General features: G+C 43.4%; 15 protein-coding genes. 13 read left to right on the top strand and 2 right to left on the bottom strand.

What is annotated here, in order from left to right; genetic code table 11:
* Window positions 1–23: 23 nt before the first annotated feature.
* Genes opp3b through IGI78_RS14000 form a run of 5 tightly spaced genes read left to right on the top strand, consistent with a single transcriptional unit; the run spans window position 24 to window position 5,042 of the window.
* Complete coding sequence (gene opp3b, locus IGI78_RS14020; RefSeq protein ID WP_005227991.1) at window positions 24–965, top strand: oligopeptide ABC transporter permease; 942 nt, start codon at window positions 24–26, stop codon at window positions 963–965.
* The gene (locus IGI78_RS14015; protein WP_005227994.1) at window positions 965–2,008 is read left to right on the top strand and encodes an ABC transporter permease; all 1,044 of its coding nucleotides are present in this window, start codon (window positions 965–967) and stop codon (window positions 2,006–2,008) included. The genes opp3b and IGI78_RS14015 overlap by 1 nt, the downstream gene beginning before the upstream one ends.
* On the top strand, window positions 2,008–3,060 hold the full coding sequence (locus IGI78_RS14010) for an ABC transporter ATP-binding protein (protein ID WP_216593164.1): 1,053 nt from the start codon (window positions 2,008–2,010) through the stop codon (window positions 3,058–3,060). Before IGI78_RS14015 ends, IGI78_RS14010 begins: the two co-directional genes overlap by 1 nt.
* A gap of 14 nt (window positions 3,061–3,074) precedes the next feature.
* The gene (locus IGI78_RS14005; protein WP_005233685.1) at window positions 3,075–4,013 is read left to right on the top strand and encodes an ABC transporter ATP-binding protein; all 939 of its coding nucleotides are present in this window, start codon (window positions 3,075–3,077) and stop codon (window positions 4,011–4,013) included.
* Between the two features lie 30 nt (window positions 4,014–4,043).
* On the top strand, window positions 4,044–5,042 hold the full coding sequence (locus IGI78_RS14000) for an RNA-guided endonuclease TnpB family protein (protein WP_081117774.1): 999 nt from the start codon (window positions 4,044–4,046) through the stop codon (window positions 5,040–5,042).
* A 145-nt stretch (window positions 5,043–5,187) separates the two neighbouring features.
* Here IGI78_RS14000 and IGI78_RS13995 read toward each other — a convergent pair whose 3' ends face one another.
* Window positions 5,188–6,018, bottom strand: a complete 831-nt coding sequence (locus tag IGI78_RS13995; RefSeq protein WP_005233702.1) for an NUDIX domain-containing protein — start codon at window positions 6,016–6,018, stop codon at window positions 5,188–5,190.
* Between the two features lie 50 nt (window positions 6,019–6,068).
* Window positions 6,069–6,344, bottom strand: a complete 276-nt coding sequence (locus tag IGI78_RS13990) for a hypothetical protein (RefSeq protein WP_081117773.1) — start codon at window positions 6,342–6,344, stop codon at window positions 6,069–6,071.
* A 356-nt stretch (window positions 6,345–6,700) separates the two neighbouring features.
* Between IGI78_RS13990 and metG the strand changes: the two genes are divergently transcribed.
* The 8 genes from metG (at window position 6,701) to IGI78_RS13950 (ending at window position 18,767) form a co-directional block, all read left to right on the top strand.
* Window positions 6,701–8,707: a methionine--tRNA ligase gene (metG, locus tag IGI78_RS13985; RefSeq protein ID WP_077452263.1), complete on the top strand. Its 2,007-nt coding sequence runs from the start codon at window positions 6,701–6,703 to the stop codon at window positions 8,705–8,707.
* Between the two features lie 262 nt (window positions 8,708–8,969).
* Entirely contained in the window at window positions 8,970–11,648 is a 2,679-nt protein-coding gene (locus IGI78_RS13980) for a cation-translocating P-type ATPase (protein WP_081117772.1), read from the top strand.
* 169 nt (window positions 11,649–11,817) lie between these two features.
* On the top strand, window positions 11,818–12,246 hold the full coding sequence (locus IGI78_RS13975; RefSeq protein WP_005228008.1) for a hypothetical protein: 429 nt from the start codon (window positions 11,818–11,820) through the stop codon (window positions 12,244–12,246).
* A gap of 495 nt (window positions 12,247–12,741) precedes the next feature.
* On the top strand, window positions 12,742–14,244 hold the full coding sequence (abc-f, locus tag IGI78_RS13970) for a ribosomal protection-like ABC-F family protein (protein WP_081117770.1): 1,503 nt from the start codon (window positions 12,742–12,744) through the stop codon (window positions 14,242–14,244).
* 469 nt (window positions 14,245–14,713) lie between these two features.
* Window positions 14,714–15,787, top strand: a complete 1,074-nt coding sequence (locus IGI78_RS13965; protein ID WP_081117769.1) for an ABC transporter ATP-binding protein — start codon at window positions 14,714–14,716, stop codon at window positions 15,785–15,787.
* Window positions 15,787–16,668 carry a carbohydrate ABC transporter permease gene (locus tag IGI78_RS13960; protein WP_008379450.1) on the top strand — a complete coding sequence of 294 codons (882 nt, stop codon included), beginning with the start codon at window positions 15,787–15,789 and terminating at the stop codon, window positions 16,666–16,668. Before IGI78_RS13965 ends, IGI78_RS13960 begins: the two co-directional genes overlap by 1 nt.
* Before the next feature lie 4 nt (window positions 16,669–16,672).
* Complete coding sequence (locus IGI78_RS13955; RefSeq protein ID WP_005228015.1) at window positions 16,673–17,491, top strand: carbohydrate ABC transporter permease; 819 nt, start codon at window positions 16,673–16,675, stop codon at window positions 17,489–17,491.
* The gene (locus IGI78_RS13950; RefSeq protein WP_081117768.1) at window positions 17,475–18,767 is read left to right on the top strand and encodes an MBL fold metallo-hydrolase; all 1,293 of its coding nucleotides are present in this window, start codon (window positions 17,475–17,477) and stop codon (window positions 18,765–18,767) included. The genes IGI78_RS13955 and IGI78_RS13950 overlap by 17 nt, the downstream gene beginning before the upstream one ends.
* Window positions 18,768–18,777 lie beyond the last annotated feature (10 nt).

The following is an 18,777-nucleotide window of genomic DNA, read 5'->3' as shown; positions in this document are numbered from 1 at the left end:
AAAATACTTAAGGGGGAAACTGCGTGAACAGCTTTTTGAAATATTTATTGAAACGAGTGTTCTACATGGTCTTAACATTATGGCTGATTGCCACGATCACCTTTTTCTTGATGCAATTTTTGCCAGGAACACCATATACGAATGCTGAAAAATTAAGTCCAGAACAAATTGCCTTGCTAAATGAGCAAGCAGGATTGGACAAACCGATCATTACCCAATATTGGCTTTATTTGACCAATTTACTAAAAGGTGACTTTGGGATCTCTTTCCAATTTAAAAACCAGCCGGTAGCGAATTTACTATCAGGAAGAATCGGACCCTCTCTGCAACTAGGGCTACAAGCGATCATCTTTGGTACCTTCTTTGGGATCATTTTAGGAACGATCTCTGCGATGAAGCAAAATACTTGGATCGATACAACGTCTACCTTAGTGGCGATCTTAGGGCGTTCGATCCCTAACTTTGTCTTTGCCGTTTTGCTGCAATACATTTTTGCCATCAAACTAGGGATCTTGCCGATTGCTAAGTGGGAGACCTTTGCTAGCACGATCCTACCGACCGTCGCCTTAGCGATGTCGCCGTTAGCGGATTCCGCCAGGTTTATTCGAACCGAGATGGTGGAAGTGCTGCATAGTGATTATGTCGAGTTGGCACGAGCAAAAGGATTGAGCCGCTGGGAAATTGCCTTCAAGCACGGTTTGCGGAATAGTTTGATTCCGTTATTGACGTTGTTAGGACCGCTAGCTGTCGGTTTGATGACTGGTTCCCTTGTCGTAGAAAATATTTTTGCGATCCCGGGTATCGGTGAACAGTTCGTAAAATCAATCATGACCAATGACTATCCAACGATCATGGCGGTAACGATCCTTTATTCCGCAATGTTGGTCTTTGTGATTCTTGTTGTTGATATTTTATATGGAATCGTTGATCCGCGGATCCGAGTTTCAGAAGGGAGTCGTGGCTAATGGCAGAGAAACCTTACACAGCAAATGATGTTGCTGCCATCGATGCAGCCAAATTTCAACCGTTACAAAAAAATACCAATGAAGAGCGTGAAGCGATCGCAACCCCTTCATTAACCTTTTTCCAAGATTCATGGCGTCGTTTGAAAAAGAACAAAGCCGCGGTTTTCTCAATCATTTTGTTGCTGATCATTATTGCGATCTCAATCATTACGATTTTTGTCTCGCCACATGATCCAACTGCACAAAATGTGACCTTTACGAATCTGCCGCCGAAAATTCCCGGTATCAACATCAATGGCTTAAACGGCTATGCGATGGTGGGAGGCGAGCTAGTAGATAAGTATGCAGCTGCCAATGTTCCTGACGGGACGTATTTCCTTTTAGGAACGGATGGATTAGGTCGTGACTTATTGAGTCGTTTATTTGTAGGAACACGTATCTCCTTATTGATTGCGTTTATCGCAGCGATGCTAGATATCATCTTTGGTGTAACCTATGGCTTGATCTCTGGTCTTTTAGGTGGACGGATCGATAATGTGATGCAACGTTTCTTAGAGATCTTATCTGGTATTCCCAACTTAGTGGTAATGATCTTGATGCTGGTAGTTTTCGAACCAGGGATCTTCTCGATCGTGGCAGCAATGGCGATCACTAACTGGATTCCAATGGCGCGGATCGTACGGGCCCAAACGATGAAACTAAAAGATCAGGAATTCGTTTTAGCCGCAACGACACTGGGGGAAAGTCGTCTCAAGATTGCGATGAAACACGTATTACCAAATATTTCCAGCGTGATCATCGTACAAATGATGTTCAGTATTCCCTCGGCGATTTTCTTCGAGGCCTTCCTAAGCTTTATCGGGCTAGGACTAAAACCACCTTCAGCATCTTTAGGGATGTTACTAAGCGATGGCTACAAAACCTTCTTGTTCCTGCCTTACCAAATGTGGGTGCCGGCTGTGACCTTGTCTGTGATTATGATTGGGTTCAACTTGCTGGCAGACGGTTTGCGTGATGCCTTTGATCCGAAAATGAAAGAGTGATTGCGATGAAAAAAGTCTTAGAAGTGAAAAACTTAGAAATTTCTTTTGACACCTTTGCTGGGAAAGTCCAAGCGATCCGTGATGTCAGTTTCGATCTATACAAAGGAGAAACCTTGGCGATCGTGGGCGAATCCGGGAGCGGCAAGTCCGTGACAACCCGTAGTATTATGGGGCTGTTAGCCAGCAATGCCAATGTCGATAATGGCCAGATCCTCTTCAATGGGACGGACATTTTGAAAAAATCCGAAAAAGAACTGCAAAAAATCCGTGGCAAGGAAATCGCCATGATTTTCCAAGATCCAATGACTTCACTAGACCCAACGATGCCGATTGGTAAGCAAGTGGCAGAGTCATTGATGAAGCACAACAAAATCAGTAAAAAAGAAGGCTTGCGACAAGCGTTGGAATTACTGAACCTTGTCGGTATCCCGAATGCTGAGAAACGCTTGAAAAATTATCCGCATCAATTTTCCGGTGGTCAGCGGCAGCGGATCGTTATTGCGATCGCGTTGATCTGCTACCCACAGATCTTGATTGCAGATGAACCGACGACTGCATTGGATGTAACGATCCAAGCACAGATCTTAGAGTTATTAAAAGATATTCAGAAGAAAATCAATTCGTCCATCGTCTTTATTACCCATGACTTAGGGGTCGTTGCCAATGTGGCTGACCGAGTAGCCGTGATGTATGGTGGGAAAATCGTCGAAGTGGGGACCGCAGAAGAAATCTTCTACAACCCGCAACATCCGTATACTTGGGGCTTGTTAGGCTCGATGCCGACGTTAGAAGGGACAGGCGATCGGTTGTACGCGATTCCTGGTTCACCACCGGATCTGTTGGACCCGCCAACAGGGGACGCTTTTTATCCACGAAACGAATTTGCTTTGCAGATCGATGCAGAACAGCAACCACCGTTCTTTGATGTTTCACCGACTCACAAAGCAGCAACGTGGCTGTTAGCGCCGCAAGCACCGAAGGTAACTCCGCCGGATGAGATCTTGATTCGCTGGAAAAAATTCCAAGAAAAAAATACTCAGGCATCTGTCTAAAGGAGGAGAAACGGTTGGAAAAAGTTTTACTTGAAGTAAAGAATCTTAAACAATATTTTAACGTTGGCCGCAAAGACGAAGTCAAAGCCGTCGATGATATCTCCTTCCAAATCTATGAAGGAGAAACCTTTGGTCTAGTAGGCGAATCCGGAAGTGGAAAATCGACCACTGGACGGACGGTGATTCGTTTGAATAACCCTACCGGAGGCGAAGTTCTTTTTGATGGACAAGATGTTATGAAAATCAAAGGCAAGAAACCGCTGGCTGATTTTCGCCGGGAAGTCCAAATGGTCTTCCAAGATCCTTATGCCTCCTTGAATCCCCGGATGAAAGTTCGGGACATTATTGCTGAAGGGATCGATATCAACGGATTAGCCAAAAATGAAAAAGAACGCAATGATCGGGTGGATGAACTTTTGCGAACGGTCGGACTCAACCCAAGTCACGGGACCCGTTATCCCCATGAATTTTCAGGGGGACAACGTCAACGGATCGGGATCGCCCGCGCGTTAGCCGTCGATCCAAAATTCATTATCTGTGATGAACCGATCTCGGCATTGGATGTTTCGATCCAAGCCCAAGTCGTTAACTTGCTGCAAGATCTGCAAGAAGAACATAAATTGACCTACTTGTTTATCGCTCATGACTTATCGATGGTCAAACACATCAGCGACCGGATCGGCGTGATGCACAACGGCAAACTACTAGAAGTGGGAACTAGTGATGAAATCTATCATTACGGGGTTCATCCATATACTGAAAGTCTGTTATCAGCGATTCCACTGCCAGATCCTGACCATGAGCGTCAACGTAAACGGATCAAATACGTCAGTGAACCAAACGATAACCAAGAACGAGCAATGGAAGAAATCGCACCAGGACATTTCGTTTATGCCACGAAACAAGAAGCCAAGATCTACCAAGAAAAGTTAGCACAAAAAAAGGGGAACTAGCGTCAAAGGTATAGGGAGTGTTAGGAGGAGATGAAACTGGGTGTTTTAAAAGCATACAAATTTCGGATCTATCCTAATGGACAGCAAAAACAGTTTTTCATCGAAACCTTCGGCTGTGTACGGTTTACGTACAATCAACTGCTGGAGGCGAAGATGGAAGAGCTGGCCAACAATGAAGCAAAGCAAGGGTTGACGCCAGCCAAACTAAAAAAGGAGTATCCTTTTTTGAAGGAGACCGATAGTTTGGCATTGGCGAATGCACAACGGAATCTGGATCGAGCGTTTCGAAATTACTTTCAAAAGCGGGCTGGCTTTCCAAAAATGAAAACCAAAAAAAGTATCTGGCAATCGTATACCACCAATAATCAGCAGCACACCATTTATTTTGAAGAGGATCAAATCAAGCTGCCAAAGCTTAAAACACTGGTTCCCGTAAAAAAGCATCGGGAGATCAAAGGGAAAATCAAATCGGCAACGATCTCAGCAAAAAACAACGAAGAGTTTTACATCTCGATCCTTTGTTTGGAAGAGATCACGCCACTCCCGAAACAGCAAGCGTCTATCGCGGTTGTTTATGATCCACAGCAGTTGGTCAAAGCCAACCAGCCGGTACCCATCACCTGTGAACATGCCATCCAAACGAAGCAAAAGCTGACACGAGCAGAACGCAAACTTCAGGTGAAAGCTACGGCGGTCAAACGGAAAAAAATCCTTTTGACTCAGGCACGAAATTATCAGAAGCTAAAAGGAAAGGTCGCTCGCCTTTATCGTTTTCACTGCTGTCAAAAGCGGGAATTCATCGATCAAGTCAGCTACCATCTCGTAAAACAGTATGATACGATCTATTTGGAACAAATCGCAGAAGATACGGTTTTAAAAGCTGGTCATTACAGCATCAGTGATTGGCATCAATTCGTTCGTAAAATCCAGTACAAAGCGCAGTGGTACGGTAAAGAACTGCGTTTTGTCACGTTGGATACGCAGGACCAACAGAAGCTAGAACGGCTCTCAGGCGAAATGAGTAGCTGAGCCACTTGAACTGGAAGGAACGCCAGGGATCGCCTAGGGTATAGAAAAAATCTTTAAGATTTTTGTTTCTAGGAACCACGTTCACTAATTATGATTAACCAGCAACCCCCTGCCAAACTAAGGTCTGACAGGGGGTTGTATTTTTTTACATTTTATCACCTAAAAATGCGTCATTTAAGCGATAGATCTTTGAGGGACGCCCGATGCCGACGGGCTTTTCGCCAACTTCCGTAAAATATTGGAGCATGGATTTTTTGAAGTTGGAATGATCGATCATTTTAAAATCGATCCCCAAAAACTTGGCGAATACTTTACGGGCTTCCGTGATCGTAAAGTCTTTGCCTAACACAAGAAGCACTTGCGGCTCGTGTTCCATCTTGTTGGCAACCCGTTTGAAGGCTTTGAGAATGATCGCGCTGTGGTCAAAAGCCAACGTATCTTTTCCAACAGAGGCGCCAGTCACCAAGTCAAGAATGATCTCGATCTCACCGCTGGTCAAATAGATTTGATTGGCTTTTCTTTCCAGAGAGAACCAGCGCACTTGATTCGCATCGTCCCCAGCACTCAAAGGCTCTTCACCAATAAATGCCAAATAGCTGACGGTGATTACCCACCCACGCGGATCACGACCAGGGGTGCTGAAGGTATGCAGCTGTTCGATGTTTTGCTTGGAGATGGTGACCCCAATCTCTTCTTGGGTCTCACGGATCACACTTTGGCCTGTCGATTCATTGGGATTGACGAAGCCCCCTGGCAATGCCCAAGAATTCCGGAAAGGATGCCCTTTTCTTTGGATCAGCGCAATTTTGAGTTGTTCTTCTTCTTTGTTGTAACACATCAACACCATATCGACGGTTACGGAGGGTTTCTCGTATTTTGGCTGATCTTGTGCCTGATACCACGTAAGAAAGTCTGCTTCAGAAGCTTCTTTTTCATAGTAGTGCTTTTCAGCTGATTTTGAGGTAAATTCTTTCATTGGTTTCTCCTGCCTTAGATAAAGTAAGTAACTGAGCGCGATGGTTTTCCTTAACGGAAAAAATAAGGAACGATCAAATTAATGAAAAACAATGCGAGATAAAGCCAAGAAGACCGAGGGTGTTCTTTGAGCGCTGAATAACCCCAAAGAGCGATCCAGAGCAGAAAAGCTACCCGTAGGATTGCCAGCGCTGTCGCAAAAAGCGCCGCGTAATCATGGCTGTTGAAGTAAGCAAACAAAAAGGGGTAACCTGTGGTTGAAAAGAGCAAGTGCCCCACAGAAAGCACGGTTAAAAGCAAAAAATGCTGTTTGTTTTTTCGGGTCATAGCGTTCCTTTCTATAAGTGAAGTCTTCCTCATTATAGCAAAAGAAGTACCTGTTAATCAAAGAGAGATAAAACAGCTTTATTTCCTATGAGATTTGTTGTCAGGATCAGATTCTTCCCTTAGAACATTGAAGTGAACGGCTATCTGCGCTATGATAACTAGTAGAAAAGAAATACTCAAATCTGCTGGTTTATTTGCTGCGTTTTAAGGACCAAAACGATTCCTTTGCTTCTTTTAGAGCATGAAGAAAGGTCTTAGGTTGTCCGCTTTTTTGATTAAATTTATAGCATTTTTGGGTTGCGAACTGTATACTACCTAAGTATACACTTTACTAGTGAAAAGGAGGACTTGCGTCCATGGCTGAAAAAGAAACATTCTATATTACGACGCCAATTTATTATCCAAGCGGCAAGCTGCATATCGGGAATTCTTACACGACGATCGCTTGTGATGCGGTAGCACGATACAAACGATTGATGGGCTTTGATGTCTTTTATTTGACGGGTGTCGATGAGCACGGTCAAAAAATCGAGAAAAAAGCAGAAGAACTTGGCGTAGATCCGCAAGAATATGTCGACAAAATGGCAGCTGACGTCAAGAAATTATGGAACACACTAGACATCAGTTATGACAAATTTATCCGTACAACGGATGACTACCATAAAACAGCCGTTCAAAAAATCTTCCAGCAATTGCTTGATCAAGGCGATATCTATCTTGGGGAATACGAAGGCTGGTATTCCGTTTCTGATGAAGAGTACTTTACCGAAACGCAACTAGCAGAAGTTTACCGCGATGAAGAGGGCAAAGTCATCGGCGGTAAAGCGCCAAGTGGTCATGAGGTAGAATTGGTGAAGGAATCTTCTTATTTCTTCCGCATGAGCAAATATGCCGATCGTTTGGTTGAATACTATGATGAACACCCAGAGTTCATTCAACCAGAATCACGTAAAAATGAAATGCTGAATAATTTTATCAAACCCGGCTTAGAAGACTTGGCTGTTTCCAGAACGACCTTTAAATGGGGCATCCCAGTCACTGCTAGTCCTGAACACGTGGTATATGTGTGGATCGATGCGTTATCCAACTATATTACGGCATTAGGCTATGGCTCAGACGACGATTCCTTGTTCCAAAAATACTGGCCAGCTGACGTGCATATGGTTGGGAAAGAAATCGTGCGTTTCCATACGATCTATTGGCCAATCATGCTGATGGCCTTAGACTTGCCATTACCGAAAAAAATCTTTGGCCATGGCTGGTTGATGATGAAAGACGGCAAGATGTCGAAATCAAAAGGCAATGTCGTTTATCCAGAAATGTTAGTGGAACGCTATAGCTTAGATGCGTTGCGTTACTATCTATTACGAGCGGTTCCTTTTGGGAGCGATGGTGTATTTACACCAGAAGATTTCGTCTCTCGTTTGAACTACGATCTAGCCAACGACTTAGGAAACTTGCTGAATCGGACGATCGCTATGATTAATAAATATTGTGATGGTTTAGTGCCGGACTATGCCTCAAAAGTGACACCTTTTGATAGCGAGTTGTCAACGACTGCTGCCAATGTGGTCGGTCGTTACCATGAAGCCATGGACAAAATGGAATTCAGTACGGCATTATCCGAAGTTTGGACATTGATTTCTCGCGCCAATAAATACATTGACGAAACCCAACCATGGGTGCTAGCCAAAGAAGAAGAAAAGCGCGCAGAATTAAATAGTGTGATGGTTCATTTAGCGGAAAGCTTACGCATCGTCGCGATCTTATTGCAACCGGTGATGACAGAAACACCAGCCAACATTTTCCAACAATTAGGGTTAGCCTCTGTTGCCATGGATCTGAAAGATTTACGCTTTGGTGAATTTCCAAGTGGCACGAAAGTCGTTGCCAAAGGCACACCGATTTTCCCTCGTTTGGAACTTGAAACAGAAGTAGCCTACATCCAAAAGAAAATGGCTGAAGGGACACAAAGTCCAGAAGAAACGGTGAAATGGGATCCAGAAGAAACCACACTGCAATCAGAGAAAGCCGAAATCAAATACGAAGACTTCGATAAGATCGAATTAAAAGTGGCAGAAGTTGTCGACTGTCAAAAAGTCAAAGGCGCCGACAAGCTGCTGCAATTCCGCTTAGCTGCTGGGGATGATCAAGATCGTCAAATTTTATCGGGGATCGCTGAATTTTATCCAGAACCACAAGATTTGATTGGCAAAAAAGTCGTGATCGTTGCCAACTTAAAACCACGGAAAATGCGGGGGCAAGTCAGCCAAGGAATGATCCTTTCGGCAGAAGACAATGATGGTCGTCTGCAAATCGTGGAAGCACCAAAAGGCATGCCAAACGGCTCGATCATCGCTTGATTTTTAGGAGAAATCCTTTGTTGAATTTCAGCGAAAATAAAATTGCCAGACCCGAAAAGTTTTTGTATAATGTAGGTTATTGATATGAACATGAGGGAGTAATTGGCGGATTTTATCTGCGGCAGTATCACCATCCTGAAAGAAATTTCTGGTGCTGTCTTAAACAGTGAGACTTATGTATGCTTAGACAGTGCATACATAAGTCTATTTTTTTTCATATCATGTACAATAAAGGAAGAGTAACTATAAAAGGAGGAGAAACATGTCAGAAGAAAACAAAAAGGAACAGCTTTCGCAGGCGTTTTATGCGCAAGAAGCGCAGCATGTTCTGGAAGAAATGCAAACAGATGCCAATGGATTAACGAACGATGAAGCACAAAAACGCTTATCTGAGTATGGTCCCAACGAATTAGAAGAAGGCAAAAAGAAATCGATGGCACAAAAATTCTTTGAGCAATTCAAAGATTTGATGATCATCGTTTTGCTAGCGGCGGCGATTATCTCAGCAGTCGTTTCCCATGAAGTCGTGGACTCAATTATTATTTTAGCAGTTGTCATTATCAACGCGATCATGGGTGTTGTTCAAGAGGCAAAGGCAGAGCAGGCCATCGAAGCGCTAAGGGAAATGTCCACCCCAAATGCCAACGTCTTGCGTAATGGTCATACCGTCACCATCAAGAGCGATGAATTGGTTCCGGGGGATATTGTCCTATTAGAAGCTGGCGATGTCGTACCGGCGGATTTACGCCTCTTAGAAGCAAGTTCGTTAAAAATTGAAGAAGCCGCTTTGACCGGTGAATCCGTACCAGTCGAAAAAGAATTGACTGTCATCGACGGGACGGATGTCGGGATCGGCGATCGCGTCAATATGGCTTATTCAAACAGTAATGTGACCTATGGCCGCGGAAAAGGGGTCGTGGTCAATACAGGGATGGGAACTGAAGTTGGGAAAATCGCTGGCATGCTGGCTAGCGCCCAAGAAACCGAAACACCGTTGAAGCGTAACTTAAATGAACTAGGAAAATTCCTGACGATCGCCATCATTATCATTGCAGTGATCATGTTCTTTGTTGGAACGATCTTTAACAATACGTCATGGGTCGACATGCTATTGACTTCGATCTCATTAGCAGTAGCGGCGATCCCAGAAGGGCTGCCAGCGATCGTAACGATCATCTTAGCCTTAGGTACGCAAGTCATGGCGAAACGAAATGCAGTGATCCGTAAATTGCCTGCGGTTGAAACCCTTGGGGCAACGGACATTATCGCTTCTGATAAAACCGGTACTTTGACGTTGAATCAAATGACCGTGGAAAAATTGTATGTCAACAACAAACAACATGCTGCTTCAGAAGATATTCCGTTAGACAACATGGCATTAAAAGTCATGAACTTTGCCAATGATACAAAATTTGGTGAAGAAGGCAACTTGATCGGTGATCCGACCGAAACTGCCTTGGTACAATTTGGGATGGATCAAGGGTTCCATGTTCGAGATTTAGTCAATCAAGAACCACGGATAGCGGATCTGCCATTTGATTCTGACCGAAAACTAATGAGTACGATCCACCAACAAGAAGACGGCCGCTATTTAGTTGCTGTCAAAGGTGCACCGGATGTCTTGTTAGGCAGAACCTCAAAAGTGCTATTGGATGGCCAAGAGCTGCCAATGACCGATGAGGAAAAAGAAAAAATCTTATTTAACAATACCGATCTGGCAAAACAAGCGTTACGGGTATTGGGGATGGCCTACAAATACGTAGACCAAGTACCAGAAAACTTAGAATCAGAAATTGTCGAAAATGATCTCGTCTTTGCTGGCTTAGTCGGAATGATCGATCCAGAACGGGCAGAAGCAGCCGATGCGGTACGTTTAGCCAAAGAAGCTGGAATTCGTCCAATCATGATCACCGGAGACCACCGCGATACGGCAGAAGCCATTGCGGGACGTTTAGGGATTATCAAACCGGGCGATGATGATGCTGTCTTGACTGGTGCTGAACTCAATAAAATGAGCGATGAAGAGTTCGCTCAAAAAGTAGCCCACTATTCAGTCTATGCGCGGGTATCACCGGAACATAAAGTCCGCATCGTCAAAGCTTGGCAACAAGAAGGCAAAGTCGTTGCCATGACCGGTGACGGGGTCAACGATGCACCATCACTGAAGCAAGCCGATATTGGTGTCGGCATGGGGATCACAGGTACCGAAGTTTCTAAAGGTGCTTCTGATATGGTCCTAGCCGATGACAACTTTGCTACGATCGTCGTAGCAGTGGAAGAAGGACGAAAAGTCTTCTCCAATATTCAAAAAGCGATTCAATACTTGCTAGCCGCTAACCTAGGGGAAGTTTTGACCTTGTTCTTAGCAACCTTGTGGGGTTGGGACTCGCTATTGCCGATCCACTTGCTTTGGATCAACCTAGTAACGGATACCTTCCCAGCAATTGCCCTAGGAATGGAGCCTGCTGAAAAAGATTTAATGAAACATGCACCGCGGGGACGCAGTTCCAACTTCTTTTCTGGTGGTGTGATGAGTAGTATCATCTACCAAGGGATCTTAGAAGCGGCAACCGTGCTGTTCGTTTATTGGTCAGCGATCCAATGGCCCGTTCACAATACGTACGATGCGATCCATGCCGATGCCTTAACGATGGCTTTTGCCACGTTAGGATTGATGCAGTTGTTCCATGCCTTCAACGTCAAATCGATCCATCAGTCGCTCTTTAAAGTAGGGGCATTTAGAAACAAAGCCTTCAACTGGGCGATCCTGTTGTCCTTTGCGTTGATGCTAGTGATCTTCATCGTGCCAGGATTAAATGATATCTTCCGTGTTGCACACCTTGACTTGTATCAATGGGGCATCGTTTTAGGCGCCTCCTTTGCGATTATTCCAGTCGTTGAGATCGTCAAAGCGATCCAACGAGCAATGGGACGCAAATAAGCCAAAATAAACGAAAAAACAATCAATGGTCTGCTGTCCTTCTCCATGGGCAGCAGGCCTTTTTTGCTGGCTTATTTTCGATAAACCCTGTGTCTGTTTCTTGACCTTTTCATTTGCAGTAAGAAACGGTAAAATAGAAGATAATAACAAAGAAAGTAGGGAACCCACTGTGCGACCAAACTTAGGTTTTTATGTACAAACAATCAACGATCTTGTCAAAGAAACAGAAGCAATCGGGGAGAAAATGAATCCCAATTATGAAGAGATCCGCAAAGCGATTGACGAGAAAAAAGAAGCCGAGGTAACACCTGAGCGGCTAGCTGAGATTACCAGAATTTTTAAAGAAGGCACGGACAAATACCGCTTGATGCTGGAAAAAATCAGCAAATTGCGTCCACCAGCGAATGTGATGGGGATCCATAAAAAATTCGAGCGGGCGTATATGAAATATGTTGCCGGCTGTGATGAGATGATTTTGAGTCTGGATAACAAAATCGACCAAGAAGCCTTTGATGCGGCAGAAGCTAAGCAAGATGAAGCAACGGATGAAATTTCTTTTGCTATCCAACGGATGACCGCTTTATTGTTAAAAAAATGATAAACATTCCAGTTAAACAAGAGTTATTTAATTTAACTGTTATGTTTTTCACATGTAAAATTTTTTTATCGGAGGTATAATGAATTCACAACCAACAACCTTTTTATTTTTCATTTTACTCCTTTTGCCATCAGGACTAACCAACCTGATGGTTTTTTTGTTTTTCAAGTGTTTTTTAATGAAACGTTTCCAGCGATAACGGGTTTAGTTTGTGAATAAAATAGAAAGATAAAGCAGCAGTGAGTACCGAACTTGCGCTTTTTTGTCGATCAATGCTATACTTAGGGCACTATTAAACGAAATGAGGGATCCTCCATTGAAAAATTAACCAATTTGTTGAAAGCTGCATGAAACTGTTCCTCCAAGGGGATAGTCTGCAGATTTTCAGGATTGGTTGACTTTTTCAATGGGGGATCTTTTTGTGTACCTCTAAAAACTGATTCTGAAAATAGCTTTAGGTCTACTCTATTCCGTGAATAGAGACGAGGTATATTTATGTCGAATATCAGTATTAATCATTTAACTTTTGGCTTTGATAGCCAGGAACGGTTGCTTTTTGAGGATGCCAACTTGAACCTTGATACACAATGGAAATTAGGGTTGATTGGCAGAAATGGTCGCGGCAAAACGACCTTGCTGCGTCTGCTGCTCAATGAATTGCCTTATAGCGGCTCGATCACCCATGAGCAACAATTCGTTTATTTTCCCTTAACCGTCGCTGATGATCAGCAATTGACGCTTTTTGTTTTACAGGAATCTGGCGAATTTGAGCAGTGGCGTTTGGAGCGGGAATTGAACCTGCTGCAACTTGATCCAGAAGTGCTTTGGCGTCCCTTTGCGACTTTATCTGGCGGCGAGCAAACGAAAGTCCTATTGGCGCGGTTGTTCGTTGATGAAGAGAATTTTCCTTTGATCGATGAACCGACCAACCATTTGGATGTGACCGCTCGCCAACATGTTGCCCGCTATTTGCAGCAAAAAACCGGGTTTATCGTTGTGAGCCATGATCGACAGTTTGTCGATGAAGTCGTCGATCATGTATTGGCGATCGAAAAAAGCCGCTTGGTGTTGTACAAAGGGAATTATTCAGTCTATGAGCTGCAAAAGCAGCAAAAAGATGCCTATGAGCAAGAACAAAACAGCAAGTTGAAAAAAGAAATCGGGCGTTTGAAGCAGACAGCAGCCGAAAAAGCGGAGTGGTCTAGGGGGCGTGAACGGGACAAATTAGGGTCGCCGACCAAAAAAGGCAGCGGGGCAATCTATGATACGGGGGCGATCGGTGCCCGAGCGGCACGGACCATGAAGCGCTCGAAAGCGATCGTTAAACGGATGGAAGATCAAATTCAAGACAAGTCTGCGTTGTTAAAAGACATTGAGTGGATCGATCCTCTGAAAATGACCCCACTGGTTAGCCATCATGACGTGTTGCTGGAAGCAGAGCATTTTCAGCTCGGCTATGAGCAGCCTTTGTTTAAACCGCTGACGTTTGCGATCCGTCAAAAAGAGCGCTTGGGGATTCAAGGGGCCAACGGATCTGGCAAGTCCAGTTTGATTGCGAGTATTCTAGGTACTTTCGATGGACAGCAGACAGGGACAATCAAAACAGCCCACGGGATCACTATTAGTTACGTCCGGCAAAATTATGAGGACAACCGTGGGATGCTGACAGAGTTTGCCCAAGAGCATGGCTTGAATTATCAAGATCTGCTAAATAATTTAAAAAAACTTGGCTTGGAAAGAACTGTCTTTCAAACCCCGATCCAGCAAATGAGTATGGGGCAACGTAAACGCGTGGAGCTAGCCAAATCATTAGCAACACCAGCGGAATTGTTTATCTGGGATGAACCGCTGAATTATTTGGACGTCTTCAATCAGAAGCAATTAGAGGAAGTGATCCATTTGGTGGAGCCTTCTATGCTGATCATTGAACACGACCGTTATTTTCTTGAGCAAGTCTCAACGAAATTGCTGACGTTGACGATCGATGAAAAAGAATGAATAAAGAGAAAAAAGGACGATTGTTTTCTTAAATAAATCGTTCTTTTTTTGTTATTTTAAACGGGAATTTACTGACAGGTTTAGTAAATAAATACTAAGGGTGCTTTTGATAAAAAAGAAGTGTAAAAATAGTGTTATTATACACAGCTGCATATATTTGATAAAATTCATTCATTTTTTCATGAAAATTTTCGAAAAATGACGAAATGTTCGTGTTTAGTGGGTGCAATCCCCTTTGGACTACTCATCGTTTTCTCATTATTAGGTAAATTAATTAAAAATTCTTTCATAATTCCCAATGATTTTTACAAAACATTTACAATAATAGTATCGAATAAAAACATTCGTTTGTTATGATTAAAATCGAATTTCTTTGAGCGTTTGACCGAAACATCAAGAGTTCGTTTTTTTTGTGACTTGAAATGCCAGTCAACTATTCGGAGGAAAAAGAGAAAATGGAGGGGCAGTTTTGATAGAAGTAGTCGGGTTGAAGAAGGTTTTCGATAATAAGTTTGAAGCCTTGAAAGCAGTAGATTTTACAATAGAAAAAGGCGATTTGGTTTGTTTGTTGGGACCTAGTGGTTGCGGGAAATCGACGATATTGAATTTGATCGCGGGGTTGTTAAGTCCCACCGACGGAGATATCCGCTTTAATGGTACTTCCGTTGTTAAGACAGAGCCGAAAGACCGCAATATCGGGTTTGTTTTTCAGAATTATGCCCTTTATCCCCATATGACTGTGTTAGAAAATGTCATGTTTCCCTTGACAGTCGGAGAGAAAAAAATCAAGAAAAATGAAGCACAAAAAATTGCTGAGAAGTTCATGAAACTGACCAATATTGAAGAATTAAGTCAGAAAAAACCTGGAACCCTTTCCGGTGGACAGCAGCAACGGGTCGCTATTACTCGTGCTTTGGTGCAAAGTCCAGAAGTCTTACTGCTGGATGAACCATTGAGTAACTTAGATGCCCGTTTGCGCTTGAAGATCCGTGAAGAGATCCGTCGGTTAGTCAAAGAAGTAGGTATCACCACGATCTTCGTGACTCATGACCAGGAAGAAGCTCTTTCTATCAGTGATAAGATCATTTTGATGAACGAAGGGATCATTCAGCAAAATGATGATCCGCAAAACCTTTACTTAGAACCAAACAATCTTTTCGTAGCGAAATTTATTGGTAATCCAATCATCAACATCTTGCCAGTAGAAGTCAAAGATGGCCAAATGATCCATCCAGCGTTTACGATCCCAGTTGACCGCTTTACCGACATTCGCTTCAAAAAACCATTGACAGACGGCCAATATACGTTAGGTATTCGTCCAGAAGATGTGCTGACCACTTTACAAGCAGGTTTGTTCCAAACAGAAATCAAGAGTGTAGAGCTGATCGGACGAGAACGAATCTTGAACTTTGATCTGGCTGAAAAACATATGAAATCGATCGTTAGTATTGAAGAGATCATTGAAGAAGGCGCGCAAGTGTCATTTGATTTTCATTACAAAAAAGCCTTTATCTTTGATGAAAAAGGAGAGCGGGTCTACTAATGTTCAAAAAAAATTATAACCCTGAGAATCAACCAAAGGCGTGGCTGTTTTTACTGCCTTCATTGGTCATTATTTTCTTATTCAGTGTGTATCCGCTGTTTCGTTCCTTCATCATGAGTTTCCAAAAAGGAACCTTGATTAACCAACAGTATGCTGGGCTTGAGAACTATCAAAGGGTTTTAACGGACCCCGTATTCTTTCGAGCACTGCAAAACACAGCACTGTTTGCTTTTGCGGTCGTGCCGATCTCGCTGATTCTCTCATTAGCGATTGCTTGGATCATTTTTGAAAAAGTCAAATACAAAAGTTTTTTTGAAACGATCTTCTTTATGCCCTATGTCACAAGTACGATTGCGATCGGGATCGTGTTTCGTTACTTTTTCAATGGCTCTTACGGGATCATTAATTATCTGCTAGGTCTTGTCGGCATTGCGCCAGTCAACTGGCTAGATAACGTCAACATGAGTATGACGACTTTGATCATCTTCGGCGTTTGGACGAGCCTCGCCTTCAACATTATTATCTTGTTGGCAGGAATGCGCAACATCGACAAAGAACACTATAAAATCGCAAAAATGTTTGGCGCTACCGATGGCGAAATTTTTCGGAAAATCACCTTTCCGCAGTTGATCCCGACCTTTGCTTTCTTGTTGACGGTCAATCTGATCAGTGCCTTTAAAGTTTATACTCAAGTATATGCTTTGTTTGGCGGCCAGCCAGGGATCGCTCGTAGTGCCACGACAGCAGTCTTTTATATTTATGACAAATTCCATATTGCCGGACGTCCGGGGATTGCAATGGCGGCAACCGTGATCTTGTTCATCATTATTTTGCTCGTCACCTTTATCCAAAATAAACTTTTGAAGAAAGTGGGCGAATAAACGAATGAAAAAAATTGTGACGATTGTTTCGATGTTGTTTTTAGCAATTTTAGCAGTGATCACGCTGTTTCCCTTTGTCTATATGATCTTGGCTGGGCTAATGACCTACAGTGAAGCAACCAGTATTCCCCCAACGATCATGCCGGAGTCCTTTCAATGGAGCAATTACGGGGAAGTCTTTACCCGAGCACCGTTTTTACGCTACTTCTTTAATACGGTCTTCGTTTCTGCGGTGACGACTATCGCGACGCTGATCACGGCGATTCTAGCTGCCTTTGCATTAACAAGTCTTGAATTCAAATACAAACGTCTCGTGATTGGCTTGATGATCTCGTTATTGATGGTTCCTTATGAATCGATCATTTTCACCAATTACAATACGATTGCGCGAATGGGCTTATTGAATACGTATAGTGCCTTGATCATTCCCTTTTTGACCAGTATTTTTTACATCTATTATTTAAACGGTTATTTACAAAGTATTTCTAATACCTTTTATAAGGCAGCCAAAATTGACGGTGCCAGCGACTTAGCTTATATCCGCCGGATTTTGATCCCCATGTCAAAACCAGCCTTAGTGACAGTCGGGATTCTGACGTTCATCTCTAGCTGGAATTCCTTCTTATGGCCGTTGTTAGTGACCAATGAGAAAAAATACCGCCTCTTAAATAATGGGTTGGCTGCCTTTACCACAGAAAGCGGCAGTGACGTTCATTTACAAATGGCGGCAGCGACCTTGACCGTCATTCCAATTCTGATCATTTACTTGATCTTTAGAAAAGAAATTATCAAAGGAGTGGCTAAAGATGGCATCAAAGGATAAAACAACGATCACCTTCCATAGCGGGATCTTAACGATTGGAGGGACCGTCATCGAAGTTGCGTACAAAGATGCCCATATCTTTTTTGACTTCGGTTCGGAATACCACCCAGAAACACCTTTACCAGATGAAGAAATACAAACTCTAGTCTCCCACCGTTGGATACCAGAACTGAAAAATGTCTACGATCCACGCTTAGACTACACGTATCAAGGCAGTGAAACGAAAGAATACCAAGAAACAGCAGTCTTCCTTTCCCATGCCCATCTGGATCACTCAAAAATGATCAACTTTTTAGACCCGAGCATTCCTATGTATACCTTGAAGGAAACCAAAGCGATCCTCGAAGTGTTGAATCAAAAAGGGGACTTCTTGTTGCCCGTTCCTCATGAGGAAAAAAGCTTTGTCCGTGAATTGATCGGCTTAGAACCCCATGATGTGATTCGGATCGGGGAAATCGAAGTCGAGATCATTCCAGTCGATCATGATGCGTACGGTGCGGCGGCCTTGTTAATTCGCACGCCGGATCATTTTATTGCTTATACCGGTGATTTACGTTTGCATGGCTATCATCCAGAGCGTACCAAAGAATTCTGTCAATTAGCCAAACACACGGATCTATTGATGATGGAAGGGGTCAGCATCAGCTTCCCAGAAAGAGAACCGGATCCCAATGCGATCACGGTGGAAAGTGAAACAGAATTGATCGAGACGTTTGTGCGTTTGGTCAAAGAAAATCCCCAACGACAAATTACCTTCAATGGCTATCCAGCCAATGTCGAGCGCTTTATGGCGCTTGTCGAAGCCGCACCACGGACGGTTGTTCTAGAGGCGACCCAAGCCGCATTGCTGAAAGAAATTTTCGATAAAGATGTACCGTTCTATACGATCGATGATCAAGTACCAGCGACCCTCGATCCAGCCTTTGCTATTTCATATCAGGCATTATGTGACGACACGAGCCAGTACCTTTGGCAAGCAGTCGCGCATTTTGAAAACTTGCAAACAGGTGGATTGTATATCCACAGTGATGCACAGCCGTTAGGCGATTTTGATCCAGCTTATCAAGTCTTTTTGGATCAACTGGCAGCACTGGAGATCGAATTTGTCCGTTTGCCAAACTCGGGACATGCAAAACCAGCTGATTTAGATCAGATCATTGCCTGGATCGAGCCCCAACGATTGGTTCCAATCCATACGCTGAAACCAGAAAATCTGGTGAATCCGTACGGTGAAAGAATATTGCCGCAACGCGGTGAAAAAATTATTTTAGAGTGATAGAGGAGAG

Source organism: Enterococcus sp. DIV1767 (assembly GCF_050542585.1).
Lineage (GTDB): Bacteria > Bacillota > Bacilli > Lactobacillales > Enterococcaceae > Enterococcus_D > Enterococcus_D innesii.
Note: the sequence above shows the minus strand (reverse complement) of the source record. Positions and strands in the feature narration are given on the sequence as shown.

Excerpts from the sequence above, each read along its gene's own strand:
- IGI78_RS13995 (WP_005233702.1), bottom strand. The coding sequence starts at position 6,018 with ATGAAAGAATTTACCTCAAAATCAGCTGAAAAGCACTACTATGAAAAA.
- IGI78_RS13990 (WP_081117773.1), bottom strand. The coding sequence starts at position 6,344 with ATGACCCGAAAAAACAAACAGCATTTTTTGCTTTTAACCGTGCTTTCT.
- IGI78_RS13980 (WP_081117772.1), top strand. The coding sequence starts at position 8,970 with ATGTCAGAAGAAAACAAAAAGGAACAGCTTTCGCAGGCGTTTTATGCG.
- IGI78_RS14000 (WP_081117774.1), top strand. The coding sequence starts at position 4,044 with ATGAAACTGGGTGTTTTAAAAGCATACAAATTTCGGATCTATCCTAAT.
- abc-f (WP_081117770.1), top strand. The coding sequence starts at position 12,742 with ATGTCGAATATCAGTATTAATCATTTAACTTTTGGCTTTGATAGCCAG.
- IGI78_RS14015 (WP_005227994.1), top strand. The coding sequence starts at position 965 with ATGGCAGAGAAACCTTACACAGCAAATGATGTTGCTGCCATCGATGCA.
- IGI78_RS13955 (WP_005228015.1), top strand. The coding sequence starts at position 16,673 with ATGAAAAAAATTGTGACGATTGTTTCGATGTTGTTTTTAGCAATTTTA.
- IGI78_RS13960 (WP_008379450.1), top strand. The coding sequence starts at position 15,787 with ATGTTCAAAAAAAATTATAACCCTGAGAATCAACCAAAGGCGTGGCTG.
- IGI78_RS13950 (WP_081117768.1), top strand. The coding sequence starts at position 17,475 with ATGGCATCAAAGGATAAAACAACGATCACCTTCCATAGCGGGATCTTA.
- metG (WP_077452263.1), top strand. The coding sequence starts at position 6,701 with ATGGCTGAAAAAGAAACATTCTATATTACGACGCCAATTTATTATCCA.